The organism is Aeromonas sp. 11P, assembly GCF_051920165.1.
GTDB lineage: Bacteria > Pseudomonadota > Gammaproteobacteria > Enterobacterales > Aeromonadaceae > Aeromonas > Aeromonas veronii.
Map to the genome: position 1 here is coordinate 71,102 of NZ_JBQBDJ010000004.1, position 17,880 is coordinate 88,981.

General features: G+C 56.1%; 15 protein-coding genes, 1 tRNA gene, 3 pseudogenes and 1 riboswitch. Of the genes and pseudogenes, 17 read left to right on the forward strand and 2 right to left on the reverse strand.

Annotated elements, in window-relative coordinates; genetic code table 11:
* The first annotated feature begins 11 nt into the window (after window positions 1–11).
* From queC to ACTG1P_RS00670, 4 genes and pseudogenes are all read left to right on the forward strand, one after another.
* Window positions 12–719, forward strand: a complete 708-nt coding sequence (gene queC, locus ACTG1P_RS00655) for a 7-cyano-7-deazaguanine synthase QueC (RefSeq protein ID WP_335839035.1) — start codon at window positions 12–14, stop codon at window positions 717–719.
* 61 nt (window positions 720–780) lie between these two features.
* The gene (queE, locus tag ACTG1P_RS00660) at window positions 781–1,452 is read left to right on the forward strand and encodes a 7-carboxy-7-deazaguanine synthase QueE (protein WP_201298737.1); all 672 of its coding nucleotides are present in this window, start codon (window positions 781–783) and stop codon (window positions 1,450–1,452) included.
* A 1-nt stretch (window position 1,453) separates the two neighbouring features.
* Window positions 1,454–1,684: a DUF3820 family protein gene (locus ACTG1P_RS00665; protein ID WP_421264782.1), complete on the forward strand. Its 231-nt coding sequence runs from the start codon at window positions 1,454–1,456 to the stop codon at window positions 1,682–1,684.
* Window positions 1,681–2,255: pseudogene (locus ACTG1P_RS00670) on the forward strand (cob(I)yrinic acid a,c-diamide adenosyltransferase). The gene ACTG1P_RS00665 and the pseudogene ACTG1P_RS00670 overlap by 4 nt, the downstream one beginning before the upstream one ends.
* A gap of 69 nt (window positions 2,256–2,324) precedes the next feature.
* Here the strand turns inward: ACTG1P_RS00670 and ACTG1P_RS00675 are convergent.
* Window positions 2,325–2,729 carry an H-NS family histone-like protein gene (locus tag ACTG1P_RS00675; RefSeq protein ID WP_005337123.1) on the reverse strand — a complete coding sequence of 135 codons (405 nt, stop codon included), beginning with the start codon at window positions 2,727–2,729 and terminating at the stop codon, window positions 2,325–2,327.
* A 302-nt stretch (window positions 2,730–3,031) separates the two neighbouring features.
* Window positions 3,032–3,203, forward strand: a riboswitch (Lysine riboswitch).
* 88 nt (window positions 3,204–3,291) lie between these two features.
* Between ACTG1P_RS00675 and ACTG1P_RS00680 the strand changes: the two genes are divergently transcribed.
* Window positions 3,292–4,872: a Na+/H+ antiporter NhaC family protein gene (locus tag ACTG1P_RS00680; RefSeq protein ID WP_440000181.1), complete on the forward strand. Its 1,581-nt coding sequence runs from the start codon at window positions 3,292–3,294 to the stop codon at window positions 4,870–4,872.
* Window positions 4,873–4,963: 91 nt separating this feature from the next.
* Window positions 4,964–5,545, forward strand: a complete 582-nt coding sequence (locus tag ACTG1P_RS00685; RefSeq protein WP_005337121.1) for a thymidine kinase — start codon at window positions 4,964–4,966, stop codon at window positions 5,543–5,545.
* 80 nt (window positions 5,546–5,625) lie between these two features.
* Here ACTG1P_RS00685 and ACTG1P_RS00690 read toward each other — a convergent pair whose 3' ends face one another.
* A complete protein-coding gene (locus ACTG1P_RS00690) occupies window positions 5,626–6,963 on the reverse strand; it encodes a flavohemoglobin expression-modulating QEGLA motif protein (RefSeq protein ID WP_129503867.1) in 1,338 nt (445 codons plus the stop codon).
* Window positions 6,964–7,121: 158 nt separating this feature from the next.
* On the opposite strand from ACTG1P_RS00690, the gene ACTG1P_RS00695 reads away from it, so the two are divergent.
* The 11 genes and pseudogenes from ACTG1P_RS00695 to tssG all read left to right on the forward strand — a co-directional run bounded on the left by ACTG1P_RS00695 (window position 7,122) and on the right by tssG (window position 17,874).
* On the forward strand, window positions 7,122–7,577 hold the full coding sequence (locus ACTG1P_RS00695; RefSeq protein ID WP_005337119.1) for a YbjN domain-containing protein: 456 nt from the start codon (window positions 7,122–7,124) through the stop codon (window positions 7,575–7,577).
* A gap of 134 nt (window positions 7,578–7,711) precedes the next feature.
* Window positions 7,712–7,799, forward strand: a tRNA-Ser gene (locus ACTG1P_RS00700).
* Between the two features lie 414 nt (window positions 7,800–8,213).
* On the forward strand, window positions 8,214–8,732 hold the full coding sequence (gene hcp1, locus ACTG1P_RS00705) for a type VI secretion system effector Hcp1 (protein ID WP_005332563.1): 519 nt from the start codon (window positions 8,214–8,216) through the stop codon (window positions 8,730–8,732).
* A gap of 197 nt (window positions 8,733–8,929) precedes the next feature.
* The gene (locus ACTG1P_RS00710; RefSeq protein WP_440000182.1) at window positions 8,930–9,217 is read left to right on the forward strand and encodes a type VI secretion system PAAR protein; all 288 of its coding nucleotides are present in this window, start codon (window positions 8,930–8,932) and stop codon (window positions 9,215–9,217) included.
* Window positions 9,218–9,228: 11 nt separating this feature from the next.
* Window positions 9,229–11,139, forward strand: a pseudogene (tssI, locus tag ACTG1P_RS00715) (type VI secretion system tip protein TssI/VgrG); the annotation flags it as partial.
* Between the two features lie 47 nt (window positions 11,140–11,186).
* Window positions 11,187–11,924, forward strand: a pseudogene (locus ACTG1P_RS00720) (IS3 family transposase); the annotation flags it as partial.
* 757 nt (window positions 11,925–12,681) lie between these two features.
* Entirely contained in the window at window positions 12,682–13,185 is a 504-nt protein-coding gene (gene tssB / locus ACTG1P_RS00725) for a type VI secretion system contractile sheath small subunit (protein ID WP_069553860.1), read from the forward strand.
* Between the two features lie 37 nt (window positions 13,186–13,222).
* On the forward strand, window positions 13,223–14,704 hold the full coding sequence (tssC, locus tag ACTG1P_RS00730) for a type VI secretion system contractile sheath large subunit (RefSeq protein ID WP_440000183.1): 1,482 nt from the start codon (window positions 13,223–13,225) through the stop codon (window positions 14,702–14,704).
* Window positions 14,705–14,710: 6 nt separating this feature from the next.
* Window positions 14,711–15,142 (forward strand): type VI secretion system baseplate subunit TssE, encoded by a 432-nt coding sequence (gene tssE, locus ACTG1P_RS00735; RefSeq protein WP_278166772.1) that lies wholly within the window; start codon window positions 14,711–14,713, stop codon window positions 15,140–15,142.
* A gap of 3 nt (window positions 15,143–15,145) precedes the next feature.
* Entirely contained in the window at window positions 15,146–16,912 is a 1,767-nt protein-coding gene (gene tssF, locus ACTG1P_RS00740) for a type VI secretion system baseplate subunit TssF (protein ID WP_440000184.1), read from the forward strand.
* Window positions 16,876–17,874, forward strand: coding sequence for a type VI secretion system baseplate subunit TssG (gene tssG, locus ACTG1P_RS00745; protein ID WP_042053054.1), 999 nt, complete (start codon window positions 16,876–16,878; stop codon window positions 17,872–17,874). Before tssF ends, tssG begins: the two co-directional genes overlap by 37 nt.
* Window positions 17,875–17,880 lie beyond the last annotated feature (6 nt).

Here is a 17,880-nt window from a genome sequence, read left to right on the forward strand (position 1 = left end):
GAGTTATCAAGATGAAAAAAGCAGTCGTGGTTTTCAGCGGTGGTCAGGATAGCACTACTTGTCTGGTGCAGGCATTGGCCCAGTATGATGAAGTGCACGCCATCACCTTCGACTATGGCCAGCGCCATCGGGAAGAGATCGACACCGCGCGCCGTCTGGGCTGTGCACTGGGGATTACCGCCCACAAGGTGATGGATGTGACGCTGCTCAATGAGCTGGCGGTCTCTGCCCTGACCCGTGACGACATTCCTGTCAGCTGTGAGCTGCAGGATAACGGGTTGCCCAACACCTTCGTGCCGGGTCGCAATATCCTGTTCCTGACCCTGGCTTCCATCTATGCCTATCAGGTGGGCGCCGAAGCTGTGATCACCGGTGTCTGCGAGACCGACTTCTCCGGCTATCCCGATTGTCGTGACGAGTTCGTCAAGGCCCTCAATCAGGCGGTGTCGCTGGGGTTGGATCGCGGCATCCGTTTTGAAACTCCCTTGATGTGGCTCGACAAGGCCGAGACCTGGGCTCTGGCGGATCACTATGGTCACCTCGACACGGTGCGCCAGCAGACCCTGACCTGCTACAACGGCATTGCCGGTGACGGTTGCGGCACGTGTCCTGCGTGTGAACTGCGCCGTCGCGGCCTGAACAACTATCTGGCCGATAAGGCGGGCATCATGGCCAGACTATTTGAGAAAACCGGGCTGGGCGAGAAAAGCGCAGAGTGAGCCTGCGTCTTGCCGTGGCTTGGGGTATAATCCGCGACTTTTGCAACAAGCTGTGATCGAGATGCACTACCCAATCAACGAGATTTTCCAGACCATCCAGGGGGAGGGCATCTTTACCGGCCTGCCCGCCATCTTTGTTCGCCTGCAGGGTTGCCCGGTGGGCTGCCCCTGGTGCGATACCCGTCATACCTGGGTTGTTGATCCGGCTCGTGAAGTGGGTAAGGCGGCGGTGCTGGATCGCTCCAACGAATCCGATTGCTGGAGCCAACTCAGCACTGCGCAGATTATCAAGAGCTTTACCGATCTGGGTTATCAGGCGCGCCATGTGGTGATCACCGGTGGGGAACCCTGCCTCTACGATCTGCACGAACTCTCGTCAGCATTACTGGCGGCGGGTTATCAGGTGCAGATTGAAACCAGTGGCACCAGCGAGATCAAGACTCATGAGCAGACCTGGGTAACCGTCTCCCCCAAGATCGGTATGAAAGGGGGGCTGCCTGTGCTGGTCTCGGCGCTGGAGCGGGCCAACGAGATCAAGCATCCGGTGGCCACCGAGCACCATATTGAAGAGCTGGATATGCTGCTCGCTACTGCTACCCTGCGCCCTGATGTGGTCATTGCCTTGCAGCCGATCAGCCAGAAGCCAAGGGCCACCCAATTGGCGATGGATACCTGTATCGCGCGTAACTGGCGACTCTCAATCCAGACTCATAAATATCTGGATATCGATTAATATGGATTGGCTATCCGACGAACAGGTGCTGCTGACCCTGACCAACAAGATGCCTTACGGTAAATATCAGGGGCGGCGTATCATCGATATTCCCGAGCCCTATCTGATGTGGATGGCCCGCAGCGGTTTTCCGGCGGGTAAATTGGGCCAGACGCTGGCGTTGGCTTACGAAATCAAACTCAATGGACTCGAGTCCATGATTATTCCCATTATTAACAGGATGTCGGTATGAGAATATATACGAGGCAGGGCGACAAAGGCATGACCCGGCTGGCCGATGGTATCCAGTTGCCAAAGGATCATTTGCGGGTCGAGACCTACGGTTATATCGATGAGCTAAACTCCCATATTGGCTTGCTGATTTGTGATGTGCCGTCGCAAGAGGTCGGCTTATTGGCTGATTTACAGCTGTTGCAACAAGAGTTGTTTGATCTGGGGGGGAGTTGGCATTCTCCAGCGACGCCCAGAATGAATCAATTTGGCAAGTTAATGCCGCCTGGACCACTCGCCTTGAACAGCAGATAGATCGTTATAGCGAGCCATTGCCACCGCTGCGCCAATTTATATTGCCGGGTGGTTCCCGTGCCGCGGCGCAAGCGCATGTGGTGCGTACTCTGGTGCGTCATTGCGAGCGCTTGCTGCTGACATTGAGCCGGGAAGAGCGGGTCAATCCCGAGGTGCTGCCCTATTTGAACCGGATGAGTGACTGGTTCTTTACCGTTGCCCGCTATCTCATCTGCGTGGCAGGGGATCGTGAAGTGCTATGGGTCAAGGCAGCAGATCGCCCGCAATCGGCTATCTGATATGTCACATTTAAGCGGCAATAAAAAACCTCGCCTTGGCGAGGTTTTTTATTAGCAACGAGATTGAGATCAGATAGCAAAGTCTTCCAGTGATTTGCCTGCTGCCACTGCGCTGGCAATAGCCGAAGGCATACGGCCCTGGCCGGTCCAGGTTTTCTCTACGCCATTATCCTGATAGCGATATTTGGCCGGACGTGGTGCCCGCTTGGCTTTTTCTGATTTGCCGGGGTTGGTAGCGACAGCGCTTACCAATTCTGCCGGGTCAATACCGGCTGCTTTCAGCATTTCGCTATATTCGTTAATTTTCCGCAGATGCTCTTCACGGGCTTGGCGCTCGGCAGCTTCATCCTGCTGACGTTCAGCAACGATCGCAGAGAGTTTTTCCAGTGCCTCTTCCAGTTGTTCCAGAGAAAGCTCGCGGCAGGTCGCACGCAGACTGCGGATATTAAGCAGTACCTTTAAAAATTCATTCATAGGAGTTACCACGTCGAGTCAGAGAAAAATATTATGTCCCAGCTGATTCTTGCTTGGTGATTTAAATAAGTCAAGCCGTGTTAAATATTATATCCGTGACGATCATCAATACAGATATTTAATATGGCCAGCAATAGGCTTGGTGATTGGATGCCAATGAAACCGCAGTAGGTGAAAATAGCGCCAAAGCTGGCGTTGCTGCATCATTTGACTACCATTTTTCGACCTTGATATGTTTATCATGACTATTTAATCAAAAAACTTGCTATAAGCTGCCATCTCGATAAAATGTGCGGCGAATACCTTTAAGTAGAGGCGCGCTGCCTATGAGTATTTGTGCGGAGGGTGATGCCTGTGATGCACAAGGAAAGGAGTCAGCGCCGAAGTGGCCAGGCCATCATACCGGGCTGCTGGTTCTGCATCTAATAGGTGCAGGACTGCCATAGTCATCCACTATGGAGCGCTACCTGAAGGGGCTGAGGAGTATGACCTCCCCATAGGTTTTGTTTCTTTAGATCCTCTCGGTAGATCTCCACCTGTAATCTTTAGGTGCAAAGAGATCATGGACATTAGTCATTTTGCCGACTCCGGTTGGTCCGTTCTTCCCCCCCTGTTGGCTGTCGCGCTGGCGATCCTGACCCGCCGCGTACTGTTGTCCCTTGGTGTGGGCATCGTCACCGGCAGTCTGCTGCTCAATCAGTTTTCACCCCTCGAATCCCTGCATTACATGTTGAATACCGTGCTCAAGATCTTCTGGGTCGATGGCGCGCTCAACCGTGACAACGTCAACATGATCCTGTTTATGCTGCTGCTGGGTGGCCTCATCAGCCTGATGAGCGTCTCCGGGGCGACCCGTGCCTTTGCCGAGTGGGCCGAGCGTCGTGCCAAGACCCGCAAGGGCGCCAAAGCGCTGACTGGCATGATGGTGTTTGCCTTCTTTATCGATGACTTCTTCCACAGCCTGTCGGTGGGGGCCATCTGCCGTCCGGTGACCGACCGCTTCCAGATCTCCCGTGCCAAACTGGCCTATCTGCTGGACTCTACCGCGGCACCAGTCTGCGTGCTGATGCCCATCTCTTCCTGGGGCGCCTATATCATCGCTCTGGTTGGTGGCATCATGGCGGCCCACGGTCTGACCGAACAGAGCCCCATCGCGGCGTTTGTCGAGATGATCCCGATGAACCTCTACGCCGTCTTCACCCTGATCATGGTGCTGGTGGTGATCGCCTGTCAGCTGGATATCGGCCCGATGCGTCAACACGAAGCGTGGGCGCTGGAAGGCAAGCTGTGGGATGAGTCCAAGGGCCGCCCCATCGGTCTGGATATGGAGAGCCCCGAAGAGAGCAACGGCGGCATGATCGACATGGTACTGCCGATCCTGACCCTGACCGCCGCCACCATCTATTTCATGATTGATTCCGGTGCTGCGGTGCTGAGCGAAAAAGGGCTGCCCTTCAGCGTGCTCGGCTCGTTCGAAAATACCAACGTCGGCTCTTCGCTGGTCTACGGTGCCCTGTGCAGTCTGGTGGTCTCCATCGGTCTGGCGATGCGCCTGAAGCTGGGTGCCAAGAACTGGATCAAGGCCGCTCCGCAAGGCGTCATGGCCATGCTGCCAGCCATCAACATCCTGCTGTTTGCCTGGACCATAGGTGCCGTGGTGCGCGACGTGGAGACCGGCAAGTACCTGGCTTCGCTGGCTAACGGCAACCTGCCGATCGAAGTGCTGCCTGCCGTGGTCTTTATCCTCTCCTGTGCCATGGCGTTTGCTACCGGTACCAGCTGGGGTACCTTCGGCATCATGCTGCCGCTGGCCGGTGACATGGCCGCCGCCAGCGACATCAGCCTGATGCTGCCGATGCTGGCTGCGGTACTGGCTGGCTCGGTGTTCGGGGATCACAGCTCGCCCATCTCCAGCACCAGCATCCTCTCTGCTACCGGTGCCGGTTGCCATCACATCGATCACGTGATGACACAGCTGCCCTATGCACTGGCCATCGCCTTCGGCGCGGCCATCGGTTACCTGGCAATGGGTGTGATGCACTCCAGCCTGGCCGGTTTTAGCATCAGTGCCCTCTGGTTCGTGCTCTTTACCAGCTATCACCTGAAAAAGGCCAAAGCGCGGCCAGAGCTGGCCACCGCGTAACATTTATAGAGCAAGGGGCCCGCGGGCCCCTTGGTTTTGTCAGGGGCTTTGGTTAGCATGCGCCCCATAAATTCAGTTTCGGAACAGTATCATGGCTTCTCTGCACTACAAATTTGCCACCATGAATTCAGGCAAATCCACCCAGCTCATTCAGGCGCACTTCAACTATCTGGAGCGGGGCATGCATCCTCTGGCGATGACGCCAGCCATCGATGACCGTTTCGGGGTCGGGGTGATCAGTGCCCGGGTTGGCCTTGAACTGAAGGTGGACGTGTTCAGCGACAGCTGTGATCTGTTTGAAATGGTGAAAGAGCGCCATGCGAAGAAACATATCGATGTCTTTATCGTGGACGAGGCCCAGTTCCTGACCCGTGAGCAGGTCTACCAGCTGGCCCGCATCGTCGATGAGCAGGATATTCCGGTGATGGCCTATGGCCTCAAGACCGATTTTCGCGGCGAGCTGTTCCCGGGCTCCTACCATCTGCTCTGTCTGGCCGACAAGTTTGAAGAGTTGAAGAGCATCTGCTGGTGTGGCAACAAGGCTCACATGAACTCCCGGGTCAACGAAGCGGGTCAGGTGATGCGCGATGGCGAACAGGTGGAGATCGGCGGCAACGATCGCTATGTGTCGCTCTGTCGCAAACACTATCTCGAAGGTCGGGCCTACAAGTAAGTCAACTGCGATATTTGAATCGTCGAGCAGGGCGCCAATCTGGCGCCCTTTTTGTTTTCCCCAACTTCTATCGCTGTGGTTCAGTCGATCTCGATATCCACCGGCGCAATGATGGGGTCGGCCACCGGCAGGCGTTGAAACAGCTGGCGAAAATGGTGCTGTACCCGGCCGATATCCACCAGCGACATGCCGGAGGCAAAACCGAACCAGACATAGAGGCCGGTGAGATCGCGAAACATCGGCGGCAAATAGCGGGGAGCGGCGATCAGCCCCTCCAGATAGTGCTGATAAAGCACCGGAATGTCATCCAGTGTCACCTTGCCGACAAACAGCATTGGCAGGATCTCGGGCACCCCTTCCAGCACGGCGCTGCGGATAAAGTTAACCGTCTCCACATAGCCACGCACGTAGGAGAGATCCTTGGTAAAGCAGGCGCCGCCGTCCACCATGCCGCCACGAAAGACCCGCTGGGTGATCTTGTAGGCGTCGTGCTCGCTGGTGCCCTGCTGTACGAAGTGCTGAAACACCTCGATAAAATCGGCGCCGCGCTCGGCCATGTCGATGGCCATCACCCGATCGGAGATGCGCTTGGCCCGATCCGGAAAGGAGCTGAAGGTGAGGGTCTCTATCAGGACAGCCAGCCCCTCCTGACAGGCGGTGATCCGCGGTGAACCGGCGCTCAGCCAAGTGGCATAGGGCTGCTGGCGACCGTTGAGGGTGGTGCCGACATGGACCCAGCCCTCATGTACCTCCAGCACCTGCAAGTCCAGCTCGGAGAAACGGGCGTGGGAGTTGAGCTTGATGTAGTCGCCACCGGCAGCGGCATCGGAGACGATGCCATCGCTCAGCTTCACCTGCACAGTGCCGTCACTGAAGTAGCTCGACAGCTTGCCCTGCAGTTTGGCGACCGCGGCCTCTCCTTCGAACTCCTTGGGGTAGGGGCGCACCAGATGGCGGGCGCCGGGCAGGGAGAAGATATCGCACAGGCGGGCGCCCAGCTCCTTGAGAGTCTTGCGATCCCCGCGCAGGTGATCGCTGGCAGAGCCATAAAGCAGCTGGCTGTAACGCTGAAAATCGGGTTGGCCGCGCTGGCGCAGCATCTCAATCACCACCATGTACTGATCGACCGTCTCTTGCAGGATCCGGCCAAGATCGTCCTGTGGCCCCAGTTTTCTGCGGATCCGGTCCCGCAGCTCCTTGAGCTCCAGATACTTGTTGCGCGGATCGAAGCCGAGGGGGAGGGCATCATAGAAGTGCCTGTCGATAGCGGGCAGCTCCCTGCCACCGCTTGCCAGAAAGCGATCCTGCAGATGGCGTGGCCATTTGATGGCATCCAGAATGCGGATGGGTTTTTGCAGGGTGAGCAGCTCATCCGAGAGTGATTTCAGATGAAGGCGATACTTTTCTTGGATAGTCATGGGGCCCCCTGTGGGGCAAGCGTCATCGTGGATTTGGCTGAGTATATGCATAGCGCTTGCCAAAAAGAAGCGAGCCGCAGGGTTATCGGGTTGGCGTGCTTTTTGTTGATAGCAAATTGGTTTAGACTGCGCCCCTTGATCCCAATCTTGTCGTGGAAATGATGAATATCCCCAGCTCCGAAATGATAATGCGTTGGTTGCAACAGGCTCGTATCGAGCACTATGTCTGCGACCAGTGTCACGGTATCCACATTGTCTCTTTGCAGTCGGTCGATGGTATTCAGGAGAGCCGGATCTTCGTGGAAGAGGAAGGCCTGCTGTTCTCCTCCGAGCTGGAAGTGCGCCCCTCCGCAATGCTGCCGCTGGTTGCCGAACTGGGCCGACTCAATATGCAGTACCCCTCCCTCAAGGTGTTCCTCGATATCATCGATGACAACCTGCCGCGGCTGGTGGTCGGCCACACCGTCTTTACCAAGGCCGGACTCAGCGTCGAGCAGTTCCTGCTGTTCGTGCAAAGCACTATCGCCGCTACCCACGAACTGGTTGCCGAATGCGAACGTTCCGGCTTCCTCAACCTGCCGGAAATTCAGGTTGCACCGGAATCTGTGCATTAAGTGTTCGAACGGTTCGCCAGGTGAAAAAAGCCGTTGACGCGGGCGGGGCTTTCCCCTAAATTACGCCCCGTTCCAGCGCAACAGCGTAGCGAACACCGTGTTGGCTGAACACGTTAAACCACAGACCAAAATTTGGTGAGGTGTCCGAGTGGCTGAAGGAGCACGCCTGGAAAGTGTGTATACGGCAACGTATCGAGGGTTCGAATCCCTCCCTCACCGCCACATTGCAAAGCCCTGATGGAAACATCAGGGCTTTTGTTTTATGTGCGATCTTTGATATGTCATCTGATGTCAGCTGCTCACCATCTTCATCCCTCACGTTATCTGTTGATTGTGTAATCGGTTTCTTCTTGTTATCTCGCCCATTTGCGATGGGCAGTGAGGCTTATGTGGAATGTGTCGGTGATATTCTCTATTTTGTGCAACAAATTGCGCAGTATTTAGTTGTATTCACTTTATTTGCAATATTTAACAGCCAATAATTCCCACTTGCGCAACTATTTGCGTGGGTGGTCGTTTTCGCTTGATGCTTTACCTATAACGCATTGATTATAAAAGAATAATATTAATGGCATGGTCGCTGCTAAGGCTGGTTGAGTGCTATCTCGTTTAACCAACCTATTTAGGAGCATACCCATGCCAACTCCATGTTATATCAGCATTGAAGGTAAAACCCAGGGCAATATCACCGCCGGTGCCTTCACTTCCGATTCCGTCGGCAACATCTTCGTACAAGGTCACGAAGACGAGATGCTGGTACAAGAGTTCCAGCACGTTGTCACCGTCCCGACCGACCCGCAATCCGGTCAGCCTGCCGGTCAGCGTGTCCACAAGCCGTTCAAGTTCACCGTTGCGCTGAACAAAGCCGTGCCGCTGATGTACAACTCTCTGGCGTCCGGCGAGATGCTGCCAAAAGTGACCCTGAAGTGGTACCGCACCTCCGTTGAGGGCAAGCAAGAGCACTTCTTCTCTACCGTGCTGACCGATGCCACCATCGTTGACATCGACTGCCAGATGCCGCACTGCCAGGACCCGGCGAAGTCTGACTTCACCCAGCTTATCCAGGTCTCCATGGCTTACCGCAAGATTGACTGGGAGCACACCGTTGCCGGTACTTCCGGTGCTGACGACTGGCGTGCGCCTATCGAGGCCTAAGCCTCCCTTTCTTATTTTGGAATTCCTTGTAGTAAATCTTGTACTGTCTGGCCGGTGTGCTCCGGCCTATCAGCCCTGCTTTCTCCGGCCAGCCGTTGGCTGCCGGAGCTTTTATGTTTTGCCATCCCCCTGTTATGTCGCCGGTGTCTTGTATAGCGAGTGCGGAGTGATGGCAAAGCACACAAGAGGTTTGAATTATGTATCCCTCGATTGCACTGCTCGGTGACATCGGCACCGACCACGATGGCTTTCCACCGACCCCGGTGATAGCTGCCAGTCCCGACGTGTTCCTCGATGGCAAGCCTGTGGCTCGTCAAGGTGATCCACTGGCGCCCCATGACAAGCCCAATAACCCGCCGCACCCACGGGCCATTGCCAGTGGTGTTGGCTCTGTGTTGGTGAATGGCAAACCCATCGCCGTCACCGGCACGGCAGTGGATTGTGGTGGCGTGGTGATTGGTTCCGGTAGCGGACAAGCAGGATAAGGAACAGAGTCATGGCGCAAAGCACAGGATTACAATTTACGGTCAAGGTGGGGGCGCTGCCCGAGAGCACCTTCGTGGTGGCCAGTTTCCAGCTGGATGAGGGGCTGAATCGGCCGTTCAACCTGCAGCTGGAGGTGGCAAGTAGCCAGCCCGATGTCGACTTTGGCGCCGTGCTGGACCAGCCGTGCGAGCTGATAGTGTGGTACAACGGCGAGCTGCAACGCAGAGTGTGCGGGGTGGTGAGTGAGTTTGCCCAAGGGGACAGCGGTTTTCGCCGCACCCGTTACAGCCTTGAGGTGAAACCCGCCCTGTGGCGGCTGGGGCTGCGTCAGAACTCCCGCATTTTTCAGGCGCAGAAGCCCGATGAAATCCTCAGTATCCTGCTGCAAGAGCACGGCATTACCGATTACGCCTTTGCGCTGAAGAACGAGCACGCCCAGCGCGAATACTGCGTGCAGTATCGGGAGACCGACCTCGATTTCGTGAATCGCCTCGCAGCCGAAGAGGGGCTGTTCTACTTCCACGAGTTTGAAGCAGGCAAACATCGCATCGTGTTTGCCGACGATGCAGCTGCATTGACTCAAGGCCCCGAGCTTTTCTTCAACCTCGGCAACCGCTCGCTGGAACAAGGTCCCTATGTGCGCCAGTTCCACTACCGCGAATCGGTGCGCCCCTCGGATGTGGAGCTAAAAGACTACAGCTTCAAGACCCCGGCCTATGGCCTCTCCCATAAAAAGCAGGGTAGCGAACTCGAGCATCAACGGGATACCTACCAGCACTTCGACTACCCGGGTCGCTACAAGCAGGACCCGAGCGGCAAGGCCTTTGCCCAGCATCGGCTCGATGCGTTGCGCAATGACGCGGTGGCGGGCAGTGGCAAGTCCAACAGCGCGGCGCTCTTGCCGGGTCAGCACTTCTCACTCACCGAACACCCCAATGGCAGCCTCAACACTGACTGGCAAATCGTCCATATCCGCCACATCGGTGAACAACCGCAAGCGCTGGAAGAAGAGGGCGGCAGCGGCCCGACCGTCTACCACAACGAATTTGGCGTGGTGAAAGCGAGTACCACCTGGCGAGCCCGTATCGGCAACCCGGAAGCACCCCACAAGCCGATGGTGGATGGCCCGCAAATCGCCATCGTAGTAGGCCCAGAGGGCGAGGAGATCTACTGCGACGAGCATGGCCGGGTGAAGCTGCAGTTCCCGTGGGACCGTTACGGCAGCTCCAACGACCAGAGCTCCTGCTGGGTGCGGGTGAGTCAGGGTTGGGCAGGCGGCCAGTACGGCATGATGGCCATCCCGCGCATCGGCCACGAGGTCATCGTGAGCTTTTTGGAAGGGGACCCCGACCAGCCCATCGTGACGGGCCGCACCTATCACGCTACCAACCGACCGCCTTACGAGCTGCCAGCCAACAAGACCCGCACCGTGCTGCGCACCGAAACCCACCAGGGCGAGGGCTTCAACGAGCTGCGTTTCGAAGACCAGGCGGGGCAGGAAGAGATTTATATCCACGGTCAGAAAGACCTGAATGTGCTCATCGAAAACGATGCTACGTGGCATATCAAGCACGACGAGCATCGGGATATCGACAACGAGCGGGTAACCCGCATCAAGGCCAATGATCATCTGACGGTGGAGGGTGAGAAGCGCGACCACATCAAGGCGGACTATTCGCTGACGGTGGATGCTTCCATGCACCAAAAACTGGGACAAAGTTGGCTCACCCAGGCCGTGCAGGAGGTGCACATCAAGGCCGGCGCCAAGGTGGTGCTGGAGGCGGGATCTGAAATTACCGTCAAGGTGGGCGGCTGCTTTATCAAGGTGGATGCTGGTGGCGTCACACTGGTTGGCCCTACTATCAAGATGAATTCGGGGGGCGGGGATGGTTCAGGGGCAGGATGGGCCGGGCAGACACCAGTTCAACCCAAATCAGTCGCCAAACCTAACGATCCGTGAGACTCACACAGCAGCGCTCTGAGTTGCGCCGTTTGTTCAAAGCGAGCCGGAACTCAGCGGGCAGCCGCGCCTTGATGTCGATGATGAGAGAGTTGGGGTATCAGATTGGCCGATTCAAAGTACGTAACCTGATGAAGGAAGCCGGGCTGGCATCCAAACAGCCGGGCGCACACCGCTATAAGGTGGCACAGTCTGAACGACCGGACATTGCCAATCTGCTGGCCCGCGAATTTGATGTCCAGCAACCCAATCAGGTGTGGTGTGGCGATATCACCTACGTCTGGGCAGGTGGTCGCTGGCATTACCTGGCAGCGGTGCTTGACCTGCACTCCCGGCGGGTTGTGGGGTGGGCGATGTCTGATAAACCTGATGCAGAATTGGCAATCAAAGCGCTGGAGATGGTCTATCAGCAGCGGGGTTGCCCGTCCGGCGTGCTGTTTCACTCCGACCAGGGCAGCCAATATGGCAGTAGGGCATTTCGGCAACGACTGTGGCGCTATCGCATGACCCAGAGCATGAGTCAGCGTGGCAACTGCTGGGATAACGCCCCGATGGAGCTGTTGTTCAGAAGCCTGAAGTCAGAGTGGCTCCCTGCAACGGGATACATGAGCATACGGGAGGCAAAGCGGGATATCAGTTATTACCTGATGGATTACTACAACTGGCGGCGTCCACATCAACACAATGACGGGATACCGCCAGCAAAAGCCGAAGAACGGCCTAACCAAGTGTCTGGATTTAGTTGACCACTACAACCACTGCACAATGACGTCTAACAACCCTGTGTAATCCTCAATAATGAGCTTGATGGTAACTTGATTTATATCGCCATGTAGTTATAGCGACAACTTTTGGCGTATGTGTTCGTGTGTTGCTTGACTGGATTTTTAACCTGTGAAAAGGCCATTCCATAGCACGTAGCGGATTTTTATTATGTCATTTATACGGATCTAATATACGGATCTAAGTACGTAATTGACGACGATGTCATGCAGAAAAAGTAAATTTCAAGTAGGACTCTACGGATTGGTAAGTCGCCATTTTCTCTCTTGCTATTTATGCTGGCGCCGAGCGGGAGTTAGGTGTGTTAACATTTAACGAGAGTGCGTCAGCTGTTGTCGCAAATCAGTTTGGCCAAGAAGGATTAACTGGATTATGGATGGACTTCAGTTCATTTAATAAAGTCTATCGCGATTCAAAAAATGGCAATTTGATCGTAATCCATTGATTTTGTTTTGATTTTTGGTTGAGTCAATCTGATTTCTATCAACATAAATTAATTTTGTTGTGACAGCTATGGTAAGTGTGATGCAGGTTTCATTGAGGTAAATAGTTAATGTTTACCTTCACATTAGAGTAATAGCTTTATTCATTTTTTTATCTTTAATTTCGATGGGTCAAGTCTGGTTTGGTTCAACTGTCATTTATTACAGTTGCCGCTAATTATATTAGCTATAAGCTTTGCTTCTCATGATAAAACCTTACAAATCGGGTACTAAGAGCATGGGAAAAGGAATTGACGGCGCAACAGTCGCGCCCAAAGAACGTATAAATATCAAATATGTACCGGCAACCGGTGGTCAACAGGCGGAGATTGAACTCCCGTTGACCATGATGGTTGTCGGCAATATGAAGGGCCGTACCGAAGATACCCCGATCGAGGAGCGTCAGACTGTCTCCATCGACAAGAATAATTTCTCATCTGTCATGAAAGAATCGGCATTGGAACTGAACTTCACCGTTCCAAATCGTCTGGAAGAGAACAGCCAGGACGAGCTGCCGGTTTCGATCAAAATCCAGTCCCTGGAAGACTTCACTCCTGACAATGTGGCTCAGCAAGTGCCCGAGCTGCGCAAGCTGCTGGAACTGCGTGAGGCGCTGGTTGCCCTGAAGGGGCCGCTCGGCAATATCCCTGCCTTCCGCAATCGTTTGCAGGATCTGCTATCCAGTGATGAGGCTCGTGAGCAGTTGCTCAAAGAGCTGGATTTGATCAAGCCAGCCGAGTGATTGGCGGGTTGTATTGACTGAACGAGAAGGAACAAACATGTCTTTGGTCGAAGAACAGGTTCAAGCGGGGGCGAATGCAGCCTCCTCGTCCTCTTTGCTGGACGAAATCATGGCACAAGCGCGCATCACACCGATTGATGAGGGTTACAGCGTCGCCAAGCAGGGGGTCGCAGCCCTGATCGCCAACATTCTGGATAGCGGTACTGCCAGCAGTCCGGTCAACAAGGCACTGGTGGACAGCATGATTGTCGAGCTCGACAAGAAGCTCGGCAAGCAGATGGACGTCATCCTCCATGCCAAGCCGCTGCAGGAGATGGAGTCCTCCTGGCGCTCCCTGAAGTTGCTGGTGGATCGCACCGATTTTCGCGAGAACATCAAGGTCCAGGTGCTGCACGCCACCAAGGAAGAGCTGCTGGAAGATTTCGAGTTTTCCCCGGAGATCACCCAGTCCGGTCTCTACAAGCATGTCTACTCCAGCGGTTATGGACAGTTTGGTGGTCAGCCGGTGGGCGCTGTGATCGGTGATTACGCCTTCACCCACAGCGGACCCGATATCAAGCTGATGCAGTATGTCAGCGCGGTCGGCGCCATGGCCCATGCCCCCTTCATCTCTTCCGTTGCACCGACCTTTTTTGGTGTAGACAGCTTTACCGATCTGCCCTCCATCAAGGATCTGAAATCGGTATTCGAAGGGCCGGCCTACACCAAGTGGCGCGCCTTGCGTGAGTCGGAAGATGCCCGTTATCTGGGACTGACTGCACCGCGTTTCCTGGCCCGTCTGCCTTACGATCCGACTGAAAACCCCATCAAGGGCTTCAACTATCAGGAAGATATCAGCTCGGATCACAATCACTATCTGTGGGGCAACACCGCCTATCTGATGGGCACCTCCCTGACGGACAGTTTCGCCAAGTACCGCTGGTGCCCGAACATCATAGGTCCGCAGAGCGGTGGTGCGATCCACGATCTGCCGGTACACGTCTATGAAGCCATGGGTCAGCTGCAGGCTAAGATCTCGACCGAGGTGCTGATCACTGACCGTCGTGAATATGAGCTGTCGGAAGAGGGGTTCATCACCCTGACCATGCGCAAGGACAGCGACAACGCCGCCTTCTTCTCTGCCAACTCGGTGCAAAAGCCCAAGGTGTTCCCGAATACCAAGGAAGGACGCGAGGCCGAAACCAACTACAAGCTGGGCACCCAGCTGCCCTACATGTTCATCATCAACCGCCTGGCGCACTACATCAAAGTGCTGCAGCGCGAGCAGATCGGCTCCTGGAAGGAGCGTCAGGATCTGGAACGGGAGTTGAACAGCTGGATCCGGCAGTTTGTGGCCGATCAGGAAAATCCGCCGGCAGAGGTCCGCAGCCGTCGTCCGCTGCGCGCCGCCCAGATCAAGGTGCTGGATGTGGAAGGGGAGCCGGGCTGGTATCAGGTTGCCATGTCAGTGCGCCCGCACTTCAAGTACATGGGGGCGAGCTTCGAGCTCTCTCTGGTAGGTCGACTGGACAAGGAATAAGGCCCGATGCCTTATCTCTCTTCCTGGGATAGAGGAAATGCGGCCAGCCTGTTCGATCGCATACGGGGGGAGGGGCTGAGCCCTTCTCCCCGTTCGGAGGTTGAGGAGTTGGTTGATTCTGTCAAGCGGCAGCTCGAACAGATCCTCAACACCCGTCCCGGCAATTGCCGCAGTGCTCCCGAGCTTGGCGTCATCGATCTCAATGACGCCACTCAGGGCAGTGCGGATATCAAGGGACGGATCCGTGAAGCGATCCGGCAGTGCATCCGTCGTTATGAACCAAGGATCGTGCATGTGGATGTTCGTTCACCCGACCATCAGGCGAGTCCGCTTGAGATGTCGTTTCAGGTGACGGCCCACGTGCGGCTGGAACATATCGATCACGTTACCTCGTTCAACGTCCATATGGACAGTCACCGCCACTACCGCATGGTCTGATCAATGTCGCTGGAACATTACTTCTGGGATGAACTGGCTTTTTTGCGCCTGCAAGGGCGCGAATTTGCCGATAGCTATCCCGAACTCACCCGCTTTCTGTCGGAGCAAAATACCGACCCGGATGTGGAACGCCTGCTGGAAGGCTTTGCGTTTCTTACGGGCAACCTGCGCGCCAAAATCGAGGACGAGTTCCCCGAGCTGACCCACGGTCTGCTCTATATGCTCTGGCCGAACTATCTGCGCCCCGTCCCCAGCATGACCATCATGCAGTTTTCGGTCATTCCGGGTGCCATTGCCCAGCCGGCACTGGTCAGGCAGGGTTGCCAGCTGGACAGTCTGCCAATCGACGACGTGACTTGCCATTTTCAGACCTGTCACGATGCCTGGGTCTATCCGGCCGAAATGCGCCAGATAACGGCGCAAAGTGGCAATGATCTCTCTACTATCTCGCTCGATATTGCGCTGCATGCCCCCCTGCCGCTTAGCGAGTTGCAGCTGGACAAGCTGCGCTTCTTCCTCGGTGGCGACAGCTACACAGCGTATGAGCTCTACTTCTGGCTCTCCAACCAGCTCTCCCATATCGAGCTTGAGATCGACGGCAAGCGCTTTCGTCAGGAGGCCAAGGCACTCAAATCGGTCGGCTTCGAGCGCGACGATGCGCTGCTGCCCTATCCGAATAATGTCTATTCCGGCTACCGGATCCTGCAGGAGTATTTCTGCTTTCCGGAAAGTTTCCTCTTCTTCGAACTCTCGGGCGGTGAGTGGCCAAAGCAGCCACTGCCGGTGAGTGATTTCAAAATCCACTTCTGTTTCGACCGGCCCTTGCCGGCGGAACTCAAGATCCGTCCCGACTCTTTCATGCTCAACTGTGTGCCGGCTATCAATCTGTTCCAGCACGACAGCGAGCCGGTCAATCTCAACGGCCGTCAGGCGGAATACCCGCTCAAGGCGAGCTATCGCTATGCCGACAGTTTCGAAATTTTCTCGGTGGATCAGGTTGAAGGCTGGGTTGAGGGCAATCAGGGGCGCTCTCGCGGCACGCCGCGCATCTATCAGCCGTTCGAAAGTTTTCAGCATCAGATAGAGCGGGTCAAACAGCGGCTGGCGCTCTATTACCGGGTGCGGGTCAGAGAGTCGGTGAGCGGTGATGGCTTCGAGCACAGTCTGTCGTTTGTGCGGGGGGATGAAACCGCTACGGTCGATCTGGATGAATCCATTTCGGTGACGCTCACCTGCACCAACCGCTCTCGCGCTGCTCGCCTCAAGGTGGGCAGTATCTGCGTGCCGACCGGCAGTTCACCGTCGTTCGCCACCTTCCGCAACCTGATCCGGCCGACCCGGCCGCTGCGTCCGGCTCTCGATGGCAGCCTGCATTGGACCCTGATTTCCAACCTGTCGCTCAACTATGTCTCTCTGCTGCGTCGGGATGCCCTGGTGCAGGTGCTGCGTACCTATGACTTTCCCGCTTTGCACGACAAGCAGGCAGAGCAGGCGTCGCGCAAGCGGCTGGCGGGGATCGAGGAGATCGAGACCAAGCCGGTGGACAGACTGGTGCGCGGCATGCCGGTGCGGGGGCTCAAGTCGGTGCTCTCCATCCGTCAGTCCGCCTTTGGCAGCGAAGGGGAGCTCTATCTGTTCAGCACCGTGCTGGCCCACTTCTTCTCGCTCTATGCCAGCGTCAACGCCTTCCACCTGCTTGAGGTGGTCAATCTCGATAACAAGGAGCGCTATCAGTGGCCAGTCCAGATCGGTCAGCACTCCCTGATGTGAGCGCCGCCAACGAGGCGCCCCGTTTCAATTTCTTCCAGCTGGTTGAGCTGCTCAACCGGTTGGACGGTGCCGATCAGGAGCGTGGTCTCGACCACCTGCCGAGTGATGAAAATATTCGTTTCAAGGCGACGGCATCGCTGGGGTTTCCCACCAGCGACGTGCTGCAAATTGGCCGCGACGAGAAGGGGCGCCACGAGCTGGAAGTGGCCTTTCTGGGTCTGCACGGCAGCCAGTCGCCGATGCCGGGGTATTACCTCGACTCGCTGGCGTGGGAGTACGCCCAGGGGGAACAGAAGCTCGGTCTTTTCCTGGATTTCTTCCACCACCGCCTGTTGACCCTGCTGCACCGGATCTGGCGCAAGTATCGCTACCACGTCCGTTTTCAGGATGACGGTGAGGATGGGTTTTCCCGTCTGATGTTTGCGTTGGTGGGGCTTGGCAACGATGCCGTCTGTCAGAGTTTGCCGGTCAACCGCGCCAAGATGCTCTCCTATGCGGGCATGCTGGCCAGCCCCAGCCGCTCTCCCGAGGTGGTCGCTGGTCTCGTGGCCCACTGCTTCGATCTGGCGGATGTGGAAGTGAGTGCCTGGCAGTGGCGCAAGGTGCCGATCCATCCGGAGCAGCAAAACCGCCTGGGCGGTGCTTGCGCCACGTTGGGGCATGACTTCGTCATCGGTGACAAGGTCAATGATTGTGCCGGCAAGTTTTTATTGAAAATCAATGATCTGAGTTTTAGCCAGTTTCTCGGATTTCTCCCGAACGGGGAGCATTTCCACGCCCTGGTGACCTTTGTCTCCTTCATCTTGCGCGATCAGCTGGCTTGGGATCTGCGGCTTGGCTTCGGCCAGGAGCAGGCCAAGGGGCTGAGATTGGGGGAGGAGCAGAGTGCCCGTCTGGGGTGGAGTACCTTTCTCGGCCAACCGCCGAGTGACCCGTTCGTGACAATCTGTGTACAGGAATAAGCACAG

Coding starts and splice junctions, on each gene's coding strand:
- ACTG1P_RS00695 (WP_005337119.1), top strand. CDS start 7,122: ATGATGAATATCCCCAGCTCCGAAATGATAATGCGTTGGTTGCAACAG.
- queE (WP_201298737.1), top strand. CDS start 781: ATGCACTACCCAATCAACGAGATTTTCCAGACCATCCAGGGGGAGGGC.
- ACTG1P_RS00675 (WP_005337123.1), bottom strand. CDS start 2,729: ATGAATGAATTTTTAAAGGTACTGCTTAATATCCGCAGTCTGCGTGCG.
- tssB (WP_069553860.1), top strand. CDS start 12,682: ATGGGAAAAGGAATTGACGGCGCAACAGTCGCGCCCAAAGAACGTATA.
- ACTG1P_RS00690 (WP_129503867.1), bottom strand. CDS start 6,963: ATGACTATCCAAGAAAAGTATCGCCTTCATCTGAAATCACTCTCGGAT.
- ACTG1P_RS00710 (WP_440000182.1), top strand. CDS start 8,930: ATGTATCCCTCGATTGCACTGCTCGGTGACATCGGCACCGACCACGAT.
- tssC (WP_440000183.1), top strand. CDS start 13,223: ATGTCTTTGGTCGAAGAACAGGTTCAAGCGGGGGCGAATGCAGCCTCC.
- hcp1 (WP_005332563.1), top strand. CDS start 8,214: ATGCCAACTCCATGTTATATCAGCATTGAAGGTAAAACCCAGGGCAAT.
- ACTG1P_RS00665 (WP_421264782.1), top strand. CDS start 1,454: ATGGATTGGCTATCCGACGAACAGGTGCTGCTGACCCTGACCAACAAG.
- tssF (WP_440000184.1), top strand. CDS start 15,146: ATGTCGCTGGAACATTACTTCTGGGATGAACTGGCTTTTTTGCGCCTG.
- ACTG1P_RS00680 (WP_440000181.1), top strand. CDS start 3,292: ATGGACATTAGTCATTTTGCCGACTCCGGTTGGTCCGTTCTTCCCCCC.
- queC (WP_335839035.1), top strand. CDS start 12: ATGAAAAAAGCAGTCGTGGTTTTCAGCGGTGGTCAGGATAGCACTACT.
- tssE (WP_278166772.1), top strand. CDS start 14,711: ATGCCTTATCTCTCTTCCTGGGATAGAGGAAATGCGGCCAGCCTGTTC.
- ACTG1P_RS00685 (WP_005337121.1), top strand. CDS start 4,964: ATGGCTTCTCTGCACTACAAATTTGCCACCATGAATTCAGGCAAATCC.